The 12,523-nt window shown below is 69.2% G+C and carries 10 protein-coding genes; 3 read left to right on the forward strand and 7 right to left on the reverse strand.

Features of this window, described 5'->3' with window-relative positions:
* Positions 1 to 58 precede the first annotated feature (58 nt).
* Positions 59 to 1,978, reverse strand: coding sequence for a Stk1 family PASTA domain-containing Ser/Thr kinase (gene pknB, locus ACFWFP_RS30805; RefSeq protein WP_379300940.1), 1,920 nt, complete (start codon positions 1,976 to 1,978; stop codon positions 59 to 61).
* 125 nt (positions 1,979 to 2,103) lie between these two features.
* On the opposite strand from pknB, the gene ACFWFP_RS30810 reads away from it, so the two are divergent.
* Complete coding sequence (locus ACFWFP_RS30810) at positions 2,104 to 2,472, forward strand: Rv2175c family DNA-binding protein (protein ID WP_379300883.1); 369 nt, start codon at positions 2,104 to 2,106, stop codon at positions 2,470 to 2,472.
* Between the two features lie 263 nt (positions 2,473 to 2,735).
* Here ACFWFP_RS30810 and ACFWFP_RS30815 read toward each other — a convergent pair whose 3' ends face one another.
* From ACFWFP_RS30815 to ACFWFP_RS30830, 4 genes are all read right to left on the reverse strand, one after another.
* Positions 2,736 to 3,815 (reverse strand): phytoene/squalene synthase family protein, encoded by a 1,080-nt coding sequence (locus tag ACFWFP_RS30815; RefSeq protein WP_379300885.1) that lies wholly within the window; start codon positions 3,813 to 3,815, stop codon positions 2,736 to 2,738.
* 32 nt (positions 3,816 to 3,847) lie between these two features.
* Complete coding sequence (locus ACFWFP_RS30820; RefSeq protein ID WP_379300887.1) at positions 3,848 to 5,509, reverse strand: alpha-(1->6)-mannopyranosyltransferase A; 1,662 nt, start codon at positions 5,507 to 5,509, stop codon at positions 3,848 to 3,850.
* Positions 5,510 to 5,610: 101 nt separating this feature from the next.
* A complete protein-coding gene (gene crtI, locus ACFWFP_RS30825) occupies positions 5,611 to 7,215 on the reverse strand; it encodes a phytoene desaturase family protein (RefSeq protein ID WP_379300889.1) in 1,605 nt (534 codons plus the stop codon).
* A gap of 13 nt (positions 7,216 to 7,228) precedes the next feature.
* Complete coding sequence (locus ACFWFP_RS30830) at positions 7,229 to 8,383, reverse strand: polyprenyl synthetase family protein (RefSeq protein WP_379300942.1); 1,155 nt, start codon at positions 8,381 to 8,383, stop codon at positions 7,229 to 7,231.
* 251 nt (positions 8,384 to 8,634) lie between these two features.
* Here ACFWFP_RS30830 and ACFWFP_RS30835 point away from each other — a divergent pair, with 251 nt between their 5' ends.
* Positions 8,635 to 9,636, forward strand: coding sequence for a methylenetetrahydrofolate reductase (locus ACFWFP_RS30835; protein WP_379300891.1), 1,002 nt, complete (start codon positions 8,635 to 8,637; stop codon positions 9,634 to 9,636).
* Here the strand turns inward: ACFWFP_RS30835 and ACFWFP_RS30840 are convergent.
* Together ACFWFP_RS30840 and ACFWFP_RS30845 are read right to left on the reverse strand one after the other, a co-directional pair.
* The gene (locus tag ACFWFP_RS30840; RefSeq protein WP_379300893.1) at positions 9,626 to 10,204 is read right to left on the reverse strand and encodes a DUF2867 domain-containing protein; all 579 of its coding nucleotides are present in this window, start codon (positions 10,202 to 10,204) and stop codon (positions 9,626 to 9,628) included. The two genes, ACFWFP_RS30835 and ACFWFP_RS30840, sit on opposite strands and share 11 nt — an antisense overlap.
* Positions 10,205 to 10,349: 145 nt before the next feature.
* The gene (locus ACFWFP_RS30845; protein ID WP_379300895.1) at positions 10,350 to 11,927 is read right to left on the reverse strand and encodes an MFS transporter; all 1,578 of its coding nucleotides are present in this window, start codon (positions 11,925 to 11,927) and stop codon (positions 10,350 to 10,352) included.
* Between the two features lie 84 nt (positions 11,928 to 12,011).
* On the opposite strand from ACFWFP_RS30845, the gene ACFWFP_RS30850 reads away from it, so the two are divergent.
* Positions 12,012 to 12,494 (forward strand): MarR family winged helix-turn-helix transcriptional regulator, encoded by a 483-nt coding sequence (locus ACFWFP_RS30850; protein WP_379300897.1) that lies wholly within the window; start codon positions 12,012 to 12,014, stop codon positions 12,492 to 12,494.
* The last annotated feature ends 29 nt before the right edge of the window (positions 12,495 to 12,523 follow it).

Consider the following 12,523-nt stretch of genomic DNA (forward strand, 5'->3'; position numbering starts at 1 on the left):
GCGGTCAGCGGGGACCGCGCCCGGGCTTATCTTTGTCCTTCTCGGGATCCTTGCCCCTTCAAGGCAGGGCGGTGAGCGTTACGACGCTGCCCGCCTCCACATTCGAGTTGAAGCCGGGTACCTGGCCGATGACCAGGGAACTGTCCGAATCGGTGAGGGATTTAACCTCGACCCGTAGACCGAGCTGTTGCAGTTTGGACCGGGCATTGCCGACGCTTTGACCCATCACATTGGGGACCTTGACCGCATTCGACACGATCAGCGTCACGGTATCGCCCGATTGCAGGGTGGTGCCGACGGCCGGCTCGGTGGCGATGGCCTTGTCGCCCTCGACGCTCTTGTCGAACTGTACGCGTGTCTCGCGAACGACCAGGCCCGCGGTGGTCAGCGCACTCGCTGCCTCCTCGGCGGTCTTGCCGCGGACATCGGGCACGTTCACCGGCTGAGAACCCTTGCTGCGGTACACCTTCACCTGCGCGCCCATCGGCAGGATCGTGCCCGGCGCGGGTTCCACCTTGGCCAGCGAACCCTTGGGTGCGGTACTGGCCGCCTCGCCGCTGTCGATCGGCTGCAAACCGGCATCGCGGATCGCCTGGTTGGTGGAGCTGAGCTGGTCGCCGGGCTTGATATCGGGCACCCGCGGTTTGCCGTTGGAGATCAGCACCGCGACCGTCGAACTCTTGGTCACCCGCGACCCGGCCGAGGGATCGGAGCCGACGACCCCGCCCACCGGGACCGTGTCGGAGGCCTTCTGCCGCAACTCCGTCTCGAACCCGGCTTCCTGCAGGACCGCGACGGCCCGCTCGGAGTCCATGCCCGCGATCGGCGGCACCGCGGAGTAGCGGCCGACGCCGAGCCACCAGCCGCCGATGCCGACCAGCAGGGTCAGCGCGGTGACGATACCCACCCACACCAAACCTGTTCGGCGCGAATGATCGTCGCTACCGCCGAACGCGCTCGCCGCCGGTGCGGGGGCGTACTCCTCCGGGCGTGGGCGCGGTGCGGTGACCACCCTGGTGTGGTGCGGTTCGGGCGCGGGGGAGTGGTGCGCGGCCATCGGCGGCGGGGTGGCCGGGCGCTCGCCGGGATGATGCGCGGCGCCGGTCTGATAGCTCTCGCTGAGATGTTCGGCCGAATCGCGGGGTGCGGGCACCCGGTACGGCGGCAGATTCAGTTCCATCGCGATGGTCTGCAGTTTCGCCGCCATCTCGTTGGCGTCGGCGAAGCGCCGCGCGGGGTCGCGGGAGGTGGCCTTGGCGACCAGCGCGTCGAATTCGGGCGGCACGCCACCGATGAAGTTGCTCGGTGCGGGCACATCGTTTTCGACCCGCTGGTACGCCACCGACAGCGAGTTGTCGCCGGTGAACGGCACCCGCCCGGTGAGCAGTTCGAAGATCAGGACGCCGAAGGAGTACACGTCGCTGCGGGCATCGGCGGTACCGGTGGTGACCTGCTCGGGGGAGAGGTAGGCGGCCGTGCCGAGGATGACGCTCGCGGAGGTGGTGTTGGCCGCGGCCACGGCGCGGACCAGGCCGAAGTCGGCGATCTTCACCTCACCCGCGTCGGAGATCAGCACATTTTCCGGCTTCACGTCGCGGTGGACCAGGCCCGCGTCGTGGGCGGTGCCGATCGCGCGCAGCACCGGCTCGGCCACGGCGCGCACCGCGTGGGGCGGCATCGGCCCGCGTTCGCGCAGCAGCTCACGCAGCGTGCCGCCCTCGACCAATTCCATGATCAGGAACGGGTACTCGCCGTCGATGCCCTGGTCGTACACTGCGACCAGGGACGGATGCTTGAGCTTGGCCACCGCCCGCGCCTCGAACTCGAAACGGCTGAGGAACTGCGGGTCACCGGCGAACTTGGGGTCCATCACCTTGATCGCCACGGGGCGATCGAGCCGGGTGTCGGTCCCACGGAAGACCATCGACATCCCGCCGCGAGCGATCGGCGCATCGATGCGATAGCGCCCTTCCAGCATCTGGCCGATCAAGTGATGTCCTCCGGCATTCAACCGGCCGCCGTGTGCGGCCACCACGATGGTAACCGGGCGGTGTGGGCATGCCAGACGATGCGTGCGCGCCGACACGTACTACCGTTGTGCGAGTGAGTGCCTTCCCCTGCAGCGACGACGTGCTGCCCGACACCGAAACCATCGTCTCGCTTCCCGAGGCGGCCGACATACTCGGCGTCCCGGTCACCTCGGTGCACCAGCTGCTGCGTGACCACCAGATCCTCGCGATCCGCCGCGACGGCGTCGCAGGCATTCCGTCCCGCTTCTTCGATTCCGAGGACGAGATCGTCCGCATGCTTCCCGGCGTGATCACCGTGATGCGCGACGCCAAGTACACCGACGAGGACATCCTCGGCTGGCTCTACACCGATGACCCCTCCCTGCCCGGTCGCCCCGTCGACGCCCTGCACGGCCAGCTGGCCCGCGAGGTGGTCCGCCGCGCCCACGCCGAACCCTTCTGAACACTGTTCCGGATCGAACGGGTTCACCAGGGCGGCGCCGGAACCCTTGAAGTGCTCGGTATTTCGGGTTGCGACGGTGTGCCCGTGTGCCAAGGCTGTTGCCGCGATGAGACCGTCACCGACATCGATGGAGCGGGGATCAGCGCAACGCTCAACCACAATTCGTTGGTGCGGTTGCGCGCGAACCAGTCGAGAACCGCGGGGTTCGGTGTCCGCCGCATCAGTTCGGAGACAACGTTGGCGTCGATGAGGAAACTCAGCGTCTAGCGGTGGCCGGTGGATGGGGTCAAGCCCCTGGCGGCGACCAGGATCCGGCGACGGCGAGGGACCGTGGCCCGGGTGGTGAAGACCTGGTAGTCGGCCGCTTCGATGCGGTCGAGGATTTCGGCGTAGAGGATGGCGGCGGTGGTGATCGCCGGGCGCACTCGAGGGGCTAGCAGGGCGATGCCGGGGACGGCTTGCCGGTAGATGTCGCGGTTGACGGCGATCAGGTGGGCCAGCGCGCGCCGCAGTGGTGCGTCGGTGTGGCCCCGCTGGTGGCAGGCGCGCAGGTGGGCTTCGTCCACGCCGAACGCCGTCAGCTCGTCGGTGGGCAGGTAGACCCGGTCGCGGTCGAGGTCTTCGGCGACATCGCGCAGGAAATTGGTGAGCTGGAAGGCCTCGCCGAGAGCCGCGGCGGCCGGCTCGGCCTCGGTGACGGGGACGACGGTGCCGAGGACCGGCAGCAGCTGCAGGCCGATGGCCGCGGCGGACCCACGCATGTACTCGCGGAGCTCGCTCATCGTGGCGTAGCGGGTGCGGTGGGTGGCCGTACCGGGGACGTCCATGCGCATGGCGTCGAGGAATGTCCAGATGTGGGTGTGCGCGATGTCGTACCGGATGATGGTGTCCGCGGCCGCGGTGATGACCTGGTGGCGGCGCGGGTCGGGGGTGCCGAGATCGCCGCGTTCGAGGGCCAGGCGCAGTTGCTTCTCGACGAGGTCGAGGTGCTGGGCGGGGGAGATGTCGACGGCCTGCGCTGGTTCGTTCGGTCCGTGCCGCTGTGAGGTTTCGGTGAGCTGCGCCGAGGCGCGTCGACCGGCGAGGAGGTGGGCTGGGGCAAGGCTGGGCCGGGCGTCGTCACGGGGGTCGAGGACGCGGGCGGTGTTGCCGGCATGGTCGACGAGGTCGTCGACCATCCGGGCGAACGCGTACAGCGCGTGTACGGCCCGTCGGCGTTCCGGTGAGAGCAGCGTGGTGGCCAGGTAGTAGGTGCGACCGTGCTCGGCGGCGATCCGTCGGCAACTCGCGTAGGCGGCATCCAGATCGCCGGTCGGCGGTCGGGCGTCTCCTGGCACATCCACGCTGTCGCGTCGAAGCCCCCGCGCGCGACGACTCATGCTCGAACTGGCGGCGCCGATTCCGTGGCAACGGCCTTCGAACTGGCCGAACGCAGATGCAGCGGATCGACGGTGCGCAGCGACACCGCCGCGACCACGGCGGCGAAGGTCGCCAGCGCGACATGCCAGAAGTTGTAGAGGCCGATCGACCCGTCGGGCTGGAACACCAGCATCAGCCACGTGCAGATCCCGACCAGCCACATCAACGTGCGGGTCGACATCGCGAAGCCGGCGGCCAGCGCGAGCGGCCACGAGTAGTACCAGGGCAGCGCGGCGGGGGAGAGCAGCACGATCGCGACGAACGCGATGATGATGCCCATCACGGCCTCACGCTCACTGTGCCGGAACCGCCACCAGGTCGCCACGAGCAACGCGACCATCGCGATCTGGCACAGCAGGCGGGTCACATCCAGCACGGAGTCGAAATCGAGTGGGGTCACCCAGGTGACCATGTGCGCGAGAATCGTCGGCAGCGAAAGCCAGTTGATGATCTTGTTCGAACCCTGCAACGCGGTGACCCAGCCGAAGCCGACCCCCGCGATCACCGACGCCGCGCCGAACACCAGCGCGAACACACCGACCCCGATACCGGCGATCTTGGCGAAGACGAACAGCGGGTGCGGCATATCCGCGGACGGTCTGGCGGCGTCGGGGTGTTTCTGTTCTTCGGCGAGCGCGGCGTCGGAATCCACCGCGGCCCGGCGCTCGGCGGCGCGCCGTTCCTTCTCGTGCAGAATCCAGATCCACACCAGGAACGGCAGTGCCACCCCGGCCGTCGCCTTGATCGCGACGCCGATGGCGACCACCACGATGCCCGCCACATGATGGCGTTCGAGCACGAGCGCGACGCCCGCGCACATCAGCCCGACCATCAGCATCTCGTTGTGCACGCCACCGATCAGGTGCACCAGCACCAGCGGGTTGAGCACCGCCAGCCACAGCGCGACCGTCGGCTTTCCGCCCAGATGCTTGGTGAGGTACGGCACCGCCCACATCATCAGCGCCAGTCCGGGCAGCATGACGACGCGCAGCGCGATGGTTCCGGCGATGACATTCTCACCGGTGAGCGAGGTGATCGCCCGGCCCATCAACAAGAACACGGGCCCGTACGGCGCGGTGGTGGTGGTCCAGACCGGGCTCACGTTGTCCAGCAGCACACCGGGGTTGGCGACGGGACCCACCTGATAGGGATCGAAACCGTCACGCAACAGGGCACCCTGGGCGAGGTAGGAGTAGGAGTCGCGGCTGAACATCGGTGCCGCGAACAGCAGGGGCGTGATCCAGATCCCGACGATCGCCCGCAATTCGTTGAGCGTGACCGCCGAGTCGCCCTTGCCGAGGGTGGTGCGGCCCAGCCGTACCCACGCCGTGATCATCAGCAGCACGCCGATCCAGATCACGATCGTCGACAGCACGTAACCGTGGCCGAACCGCAGCCATGACAGGTGCAGCGCCTCGAGTAGCGGATCGCGCTTGCGAACAGCACCCGCACCGAAGCCACCGAAGGTGATCATCATGGCGCCGAAGAAACCCATCAGTGCCGCGTGGCCTTCGGGGCTCCTGGCGAATTCGCCTGCGGTGCGCAGCCAGGTCCGGACGCCCGGGTCGCTCCCGGCGGGTAGGTGACGCTGGCGCTCGAGTGTGCGCGTGTTGTCCATGGTGCCTACGGTCGTCTCGGAGGGCGGCATGTTCGGTCGGTCCCCCCGGATGGTCGGCGGTCGCAACCGCGAGCTGATAAGTCGGCCGTCAGTTTACGGCTTCAAGTGGGAACACTAACCCGGTGGTCGGTACCGGCGTGTGCCCGGCTGCCGGTGATTCGTGCCGCGGCCAGCTTGCCGGACAGCAGTGTGGTGGGCACACCCACCCCCGGAGTGGTGCCGCAACCTGCGAGAACGACGTTGTCCACACCCCTTGGCAGATTGCGTGGCCGGAAGGGTCCGGTTTGCCGGAATACGTGGGCGAGGGAGAACGGCGTGCCCGCGATCATGCCCTGGGCGGCCCACGTGGCGGGTGTGTCGAGGTGGTCGACGCGGAAATGTTCGGCGATGCCGGTGTAGCCGCGCTGCTCCAGTACCGCGAGCAGCTCGCGCAGGTAGGCCGGGGCCAGTCGGTCCCAGTCGAGCGGGGCGGCGGTCAGGTTGGGGCACGGCGCGAGTACCGACAGCGGTTCGACGCGCCCGGTCGCCCGGTCGATGAACTGGTCGGCGTCGGTGAGCGCGGGCCGCGTGAGCAGCAGCGACGGATCGCTCATGAGCCGTCCGCGGCCCTTGCGCGCGGCGATCTCGGCGAAGGTCTGTGCCCAGGCGGCGCCGAACTCGATGGTGTGGTGGGCTTGCACGGGCCAGCGCGCGGCGACCTCGGCGGGGACGGTGCCGTGGGCGACGACGGCCGACGGTGAGGCGCGCAGGCCCCGGCGGTGACGCAGGCCGAATGTCGGCAGCGAGCCGAGGTCGGCGGTGAGGACCACCGCGTCGCAGGGGTACGTGCGCCCGTCGGCGGTGCGCACCGCTTCGGCGCGTCGGCCACGGGCAGCGCCAGGGCGGCGCTGCCCGTTCGAGATCCGGTCGCCCCCGGTGCTGGTCCGATAGTCGATGCCGTCGACCTCGGCATTCAGGACGAGCTGACCGCCCGCGGCCGTGAACGCCTCGGCCAGCGCCGCCGTGATCGCGCGCATCCCGCCTTCGGGGAAGTAGACGCCCAGGCAGGTGTCCATGTTCGGGATCGCGCCGTAGACGGCGAGCGCGTCATCGGGCGACATGCCCGCGTACAGCGCCTGGAAGGTGAACAGCCTGGTCAGTCGTTCGTCGCGCAGGTAGGACCGGACGCGGGGTCCGAGTTTCCCGAAGCCGCCGAGCTTGGCGAGCGCGGTGAGCGCGGCCCTGGCGCGTGGCGTGCGCACCATGTCGAGCGGCGAATCGAAATCGGCGTTCATGAACTCGTCGAACTCGGCGTCGTAGACGCGGCCGAGCCAGTCGCGCAGCCGGCGGTAGTTGCGCGCTTCGGCGGGCCCGCAAGCGCTGTCGACCTCGGCGGCCATCCGGTCGGCGTCGTCGAAGACGCGGATGTCGCTGCCGTCGGCGAAGCGTGCGTGGTAGGCGGGAGCGAGGCGGTGGATGCGCAGGCCGACGGTGGCTCTGGTGTGCCCGACGGCGGCCAGGGCGTCGTCGATCAGCTCCGGCAAGGTGAGTACCGTTGCGCCGCTGTCGATCTCGTAGTCGTCGAACCGGTATCGACCCACCCGGCCGCCCGGATGATCGGCCCGTTCCAGCACCGTCACCGCGCGCCCCGCGCCCCGCAGGTGCAGCGCTGCCGCGAGACCGGCCAGCCCGGCTCCGACTACGACGACATGATTCGCTTGTGCCACAACACTTTTCCTATCAGGCCGCGCGGCGAGTGGCAGCCAGCGCCATGGCGTGGAGCAACTGCTTGGCCGCCGGTGTCGCGGAGCTGGTCGCGATCGCGGCGAGCCCGGTGTCGGTGAGCTCGGTGATCCGGCGCTCCACCTCGTCGACCGCGCCCAGGTCGGTGAGCACGGTGCGCAGCCGGTCGACGGCGGCATCGTCGAGGTCGGTGCCGAGTCCGGTCCGGATCAGGGCGGCCGCGGCCGGATCGGCCCGGCGCAGCGCCTCCGCGATGAGCACGGTCCGCTTGCCTTCGCGCAGGTCGTCGCCCGACGGTTTCCCGGTCACCGCCGGGTCGCCGAACACGCCGAGCAGGTCGTCACGCAGCTGGAACGCGATCCCCACGTCGGTTCCGTAGATTCGCAGCGCGTCCACCAGTTCCTCGTCGGCCCCCGCCAGCGCCGCACCCAGGTGCAACGGCCGTTCGATCGTGTACGCGGCGGTTTTGTACCGGTTGATCCGCAACGCGGCCTCGACCGACTCGTCGCCGCCCGCCTCGCCGTTGATGTCGAGGAGTTGCCCACCGAGTACCTCGGTCCGCATCCGGGCCCACACCGGCGCGAACCGGGCCAGCGCCCGCGGGCTCAACCCGGCCTCGTGCACCAGATCGTCGGCCCAGGCCAGCGCGAGATCGCCGATCAGAATCGCGACCGCCGAGCCGTACGCGGCGCCGTCGCCGGGCCAGCCCGCCGCCGCGTGCCGGTCCTCGAACTCGATGTGCACGGTCGGGAACCCGCGTCGAGTGCGCGAGGAGTCGATGATGTCGTCGTGCACGAGCGCGCACGCCTGCACCAGTTCCAGGGCCGAACAGGCGGTGAGCACCGCGGCGGCATCCGGTCCCGCGGGATCGCCACCGGCACCCAGCCAGCCGGTCCACGCGAATCCCGGTCGGGTCCGCTTGCCGCCACGAACCACGAACTGCCCGAGCGCTTCGACGGCGTCGAGGAAGACGGGCCCCAGCGGTTCGACGATCTCACGCCGGGTGGCGAAGAAGCTGGTCAGCACCCGTTCGACAGCGGCGACGAAGGCCGGTGTGCCCGGGGTCAGCGCGACGAGATCGACCGAGGTCAGAGCGTCGGCGGCGGACCGGGATAGCGGGGTACCGATTCCGGCGGACAGGGCGGCCTCCAGGGGCGAAGTGGGCGAACAGCGGGACCGGTTGGGCACTCGGTGGTGCGGTCACCAGCGTTGTGTCGAACGATACGCGGGCGGACCGGGTGCGCTCTCGGCGCACACGGCCGCTGCGACGCAGCCCACATCCGCGGTTTCGGTGATTGCGCGGCCCGCGAGCACGTCCAGCGGCCTTGACGCATAGTTCGGTGTTCGGCGCCCGGTTTCCCAGTCGGTGCCGGGGCGTCATCGCTGCCCACTAGACTGAGCCGGTGGATTTCGACAATGGACGGGGAAGTTCGACCCCAGATCGACCCGCCCAGCGGCCGTCGATCGTCTCGAACACCCCTTCGGTGGTGCAGAGTCTGCGCACCCATTCGGGCAACGGCGTGCCGTTCTCGGTGGAGTTCAACCCGCCGCGAGACGAAGCGGGCGAGGCTCGGCTGTGGCGCGCGGTCCGCGAGTTCGAACGCATGCATCCCGCCTTCGTGTCGATGACCTACGGCGCGGGCGGCTCCACCCGCGACCGCACCGTGCGCATCACCGGTGCGCTCGCGCAGGAAACCACCCTGCTCCCGGTCGCTCACCTCACCGCGGTCGGGCACAGCATCGCCGAACTGCGCTCCCTGATCGGCTCCTACGCCGACTCCGGCATCTGCAATGTCCTGGTCCTGCGCGGCGACCCGCCCGGTGACCCGCTGGGCGAATGGGCCAAGCACCCCGGCGGGGTCGAGTACGCCGAGGAACTGGTCCGCATCGTGCGCGATCTCGGCGACTTCCACGTCGGCGTCGCCTCGTTCCCCCAGGGCCACCACCGCTCGCCCGACCTCGATCACGACACCCACCACCTGGCGGCGAAACTCCGTGCGGGAGCGGAGTATTCGATCACCCAGATGTTCTTCGACGTCGAGCACTACCTGCGTCTGCGCGACCGCGTGATCGCCATGGACCCCATCGAGGGCGCCAAGCCGATCATCCCCGAGCTGATGCCCATCACCTCTCTGCGCACGGTGGCCCGCGCCGAAGAACTCAGCGGCCGTCCCGTCCCCGCCGACGTCGTGGCCCGCCTCACCCGCGCGGCGGGCACCGGCCCGGAAGAAGACCGCGCCGCAGTCCGCGCCGAAGGCATCCAGATCGCCACCGAAATGGCCCAGCGCCTCACCGAAGAAGGCGCCCCCTGTCTGCACTTCATCACCTTGAACTTCGCCAAAGCCACCAGCGAAGTCCTCACCAACCTCGGCTACGGAGTAACGGCGGCCCCGCTCAGCGCGTGACGGTGAGGTCGTTCCAGGTGCGTTCCCAGTTGCGGGTCATCGCGGGGTAGACGATGCCGTAGCGGAAGGGCTTGATCAGGGCCATGTAGAGGCGGCCGAACCGGCCGTTGGGCTTCACCAGGACGGCCATCTGCAGGTGGTAGCCGGTGGCGCCGGGGGCCCAGCCGAGGTGCATGATGCCGTGCATTGTGCGGTTGGCGATTTCGGCGGCGTATTCGTTGTCGAGGACGTAGAGGGCGGTGAGCGGGCCGTCTTCGGCGGGGACGTCGGTGCCGCGGAGGTCGGCGGGCAGTCGCTCGCGCAGGGAGGGGACGCGGGTGCCGGTGCCCGCGTCGTCGCGGTCCCAGCCGAACAGTTCGCCCAGCTTCCAGCGGATCGTGAACAGCAGGCCGCTGATGCCGGTGGACTCGGCGGCGCGTTCGGCGCGGAGGGCGGCGAGCAGGGCGGGGAAGTCGTCGGGGCCGCCGCCGGGGGTGCGGAATTTCCAGACGTCCTCGACGTCGAAGTCGGGGGCGATGTCGTGGATGCGCCAGGGTTGGCCGGTGTGGGCCGATTCGGGTAGTCGCATAGCTGGAACCTCCATGTGTACGGCGGCGTATAAAGTCAGACTACCGCTGTTATACGCATGCGTATAGAAGAGGAGGTGTGACAAATGCGGCTCGACGGGCGAAGGGGGCCGCAGAACGAGTCCACGGCCCCACTCGGGGAGCGTGCTAACCGTGGCGGACGGGTTTGACGAATGCGGTGGCGGCCAAGGCCAGGACGAGCAAGACCGCGCACAGGTAGCTCGACACTTCGATGCCCGCGGCCATGGCGGCGCGCGCCGCGTCCGCGACGGGCAGCGTCTGCGGGTTTCCGGCGAGCGCTCCGATCGCCGCCCCCGCGCTGTCGGTCACGGTCGACTCCAGTTGCCGCACCTCGGATTCGGGCAATCCGGTGTCGGTGAGGCGGTCGCGTAGGTCGGTGCCGACGGTGCTGAAGTACACGGTGGTGAGGACGGCGATACCCAATGCCGAGCCGAGTTCTCGTGCCGCGCTTTGAATCCCCGAGCCCTGGCCCGCGCTCTCGCCCGGCACGTCGGCGAGCACGATGTTGGTGACCTGGGCGGTGGCGAAGCCGACGCCGATGCCGTAGACGAACAGCGCGAGCGCGATCGGCCACCAGTTGCTGTCCGCCGCGGCGCACGCGCCGAGCAGAGCGAGCCCGGCCGCCTCGAGCAGCAACCCGATCCTGACCTGTCCCAGGGCCGACACCGAGGCGGTCAGTGCGAAGCTCGCGCCACTGGCGACGAAACTGCCTATCGCGAGCGGCACCAGGGCGAGCCCGGCCTGGAACGCGGTGTAGTCGAGGGTGAATTGCAGCCACAGCGGCAGGACCGCGATGATGCCGAACTCGCCGAGTCCGACGATCACCGTCACCACGTTGCCGGTGCGGAACGAATCGATCGAGAACAGTCGCACATCGACGAGCGGCTCCCCGCCGGCGCGCCCGAGCATCGCCTGCCTGCGCCAGAACAACCAGAGCGCGAGTGCCGCGCCTGCGAAGGCGATCAGAACCGGCGAAGGCCCACTGCGCCAGACGAAGTCACCGATCCGCAGCGGCTCGGTGACGCTCAGCCATCCGTAGTGCCGCCCTTCGATCATCGCGAAGGCGAGCAAGCCGAGGCCGAGCGCGGACAGGGCCGCGCCGAGCCAGTCGACACGGCCGACATTGTTCGGCGTCGAGGGGAGGTAGGCCAGCACGGCCACCATGATCAGCGCGACCGCCGGGATGTTGACGCCGAAGGCCCACCGCCAGGAGAAGTCGGCGAGCCAGCCGCCGAGAAGGGGGCCCACTGCCGCGGCCGCGCCGATCGTCGAGCCCCAGATCGCGAAGGCTTGACCCCTGGCCTTTCCGGTGAACGCCGCGTTCACCAGGGCCAGCGAGGTCGGCAGGATCATCGCCCCGCCGATGCCCTGGAGGAAACGGGCCGCGATGAGCAGGCCGCCGCTGGGTGCGAGCGCGGCGAGCAAGCTGGTGACGCCGAAGACGATCAACCCGATCAGGAACAGTCTGCGCGCGCCGGAGAGGTCGCTGAGTCGACCGGCCACCAGCAGCAGCGCCGCGAAGACGATCGCGTAGGACTCCTGGATCCACTGCGCCTGAATCGAGGTGATCGCCAGATCGTCGACGATCGGCGCGAGGATCACGTTCACGATCGTCAGGTCGACCACGATCAACGCGACGCCGAGCGAGACGGCGATCAGCCCCAGCCACCGGCGCAGCGAGGGAGTCTCGGTTTCTGTCCGCACAATACCTCCGTCATAAAGTTACTTTACGATGAAGGTAAATGGCGGGCGGTAGGTTGTCAATCGGGCGGTCGACGAGAGGACGAGATGGTGGAGCAGACATCCGGCGATGTCGCGATGCGGCGGCAGCGGCTCGCCGCGGGGCTCATCGACTACGGTGCGAGCTTCACCGAACTGGGTCGCCGATTCGCGGACACTCTCGGCGTCCACTCCACCGACGCGTTCGCGCTGATGGAGATCGCCGCCGCCGAACAGGCCGCCGAGCCGCTGTCTCCCGCGCAGCTGAGCAAGCGGATCACCCTGACATCGGGGGCGATGACAACCCTGCTCAACCGGCTGGAGCAGGCCGGATACATCACCCGCAGCCGCGAGCACACCGATCGGCGGGTCGTGACATTGCGGTGCAGCGAGCACGCCCGAGAACTCGCCGATGAGTTCTTCCGCCCGATCAACGCCGCGCAGGACGCGATCCTGGCCGACTTCGAGCCCGCCCAGCTCGCGCAGTTCGAGGGATTGCTCGCGCGATTGCGGACCGCGATGGACCTCGGACAGCCGAAGGGCGCCCCGTAGTCGAGTCGACTCGTCGGGGCGCCCCAGGG

Origin of the sequence: Nocardia sp. NPDC060249 (assembly GCF_042728755.1) — a bacterium.
In the GTDB taxonomy this organism is placed as follows: domain Bacteria; phylum Actinomycetota; class Actinomycetes; order Mycobacteriales; family Mycobacteriaceae; genus Nocardia.

Coding starts and splice junctions, on each gene's coding strand:
- ACFWFP_RS30850 (WP_379300897.1), top strand. CDS start 12,012: ATGGTGGAGCAGACATCCGGCGATGTCGCGATGCGGCGGCAGCGGCTC.
- ACFWFP_RS30820 (WP_379300887.1), bottom strand. CDS start 5,509: ATGGACAACACGCGCACACTCGAGCGCCAGCGTCACCTACCCGCCGGG.
- pknB (WP_379300940.1), bottom strand. CDS start 1,978: ATGCTGGAAGGGCGCTATCGCATCGATGCGCCGATCGCTCGCGGCGGG.
- ACFWFP_RS30840 (WP_379300893.1), bottom strand. CDS start 10,204: ATGCGACTACCCGAATCGGCCCACACCGGCCAACCCTGGCGCATCCAC.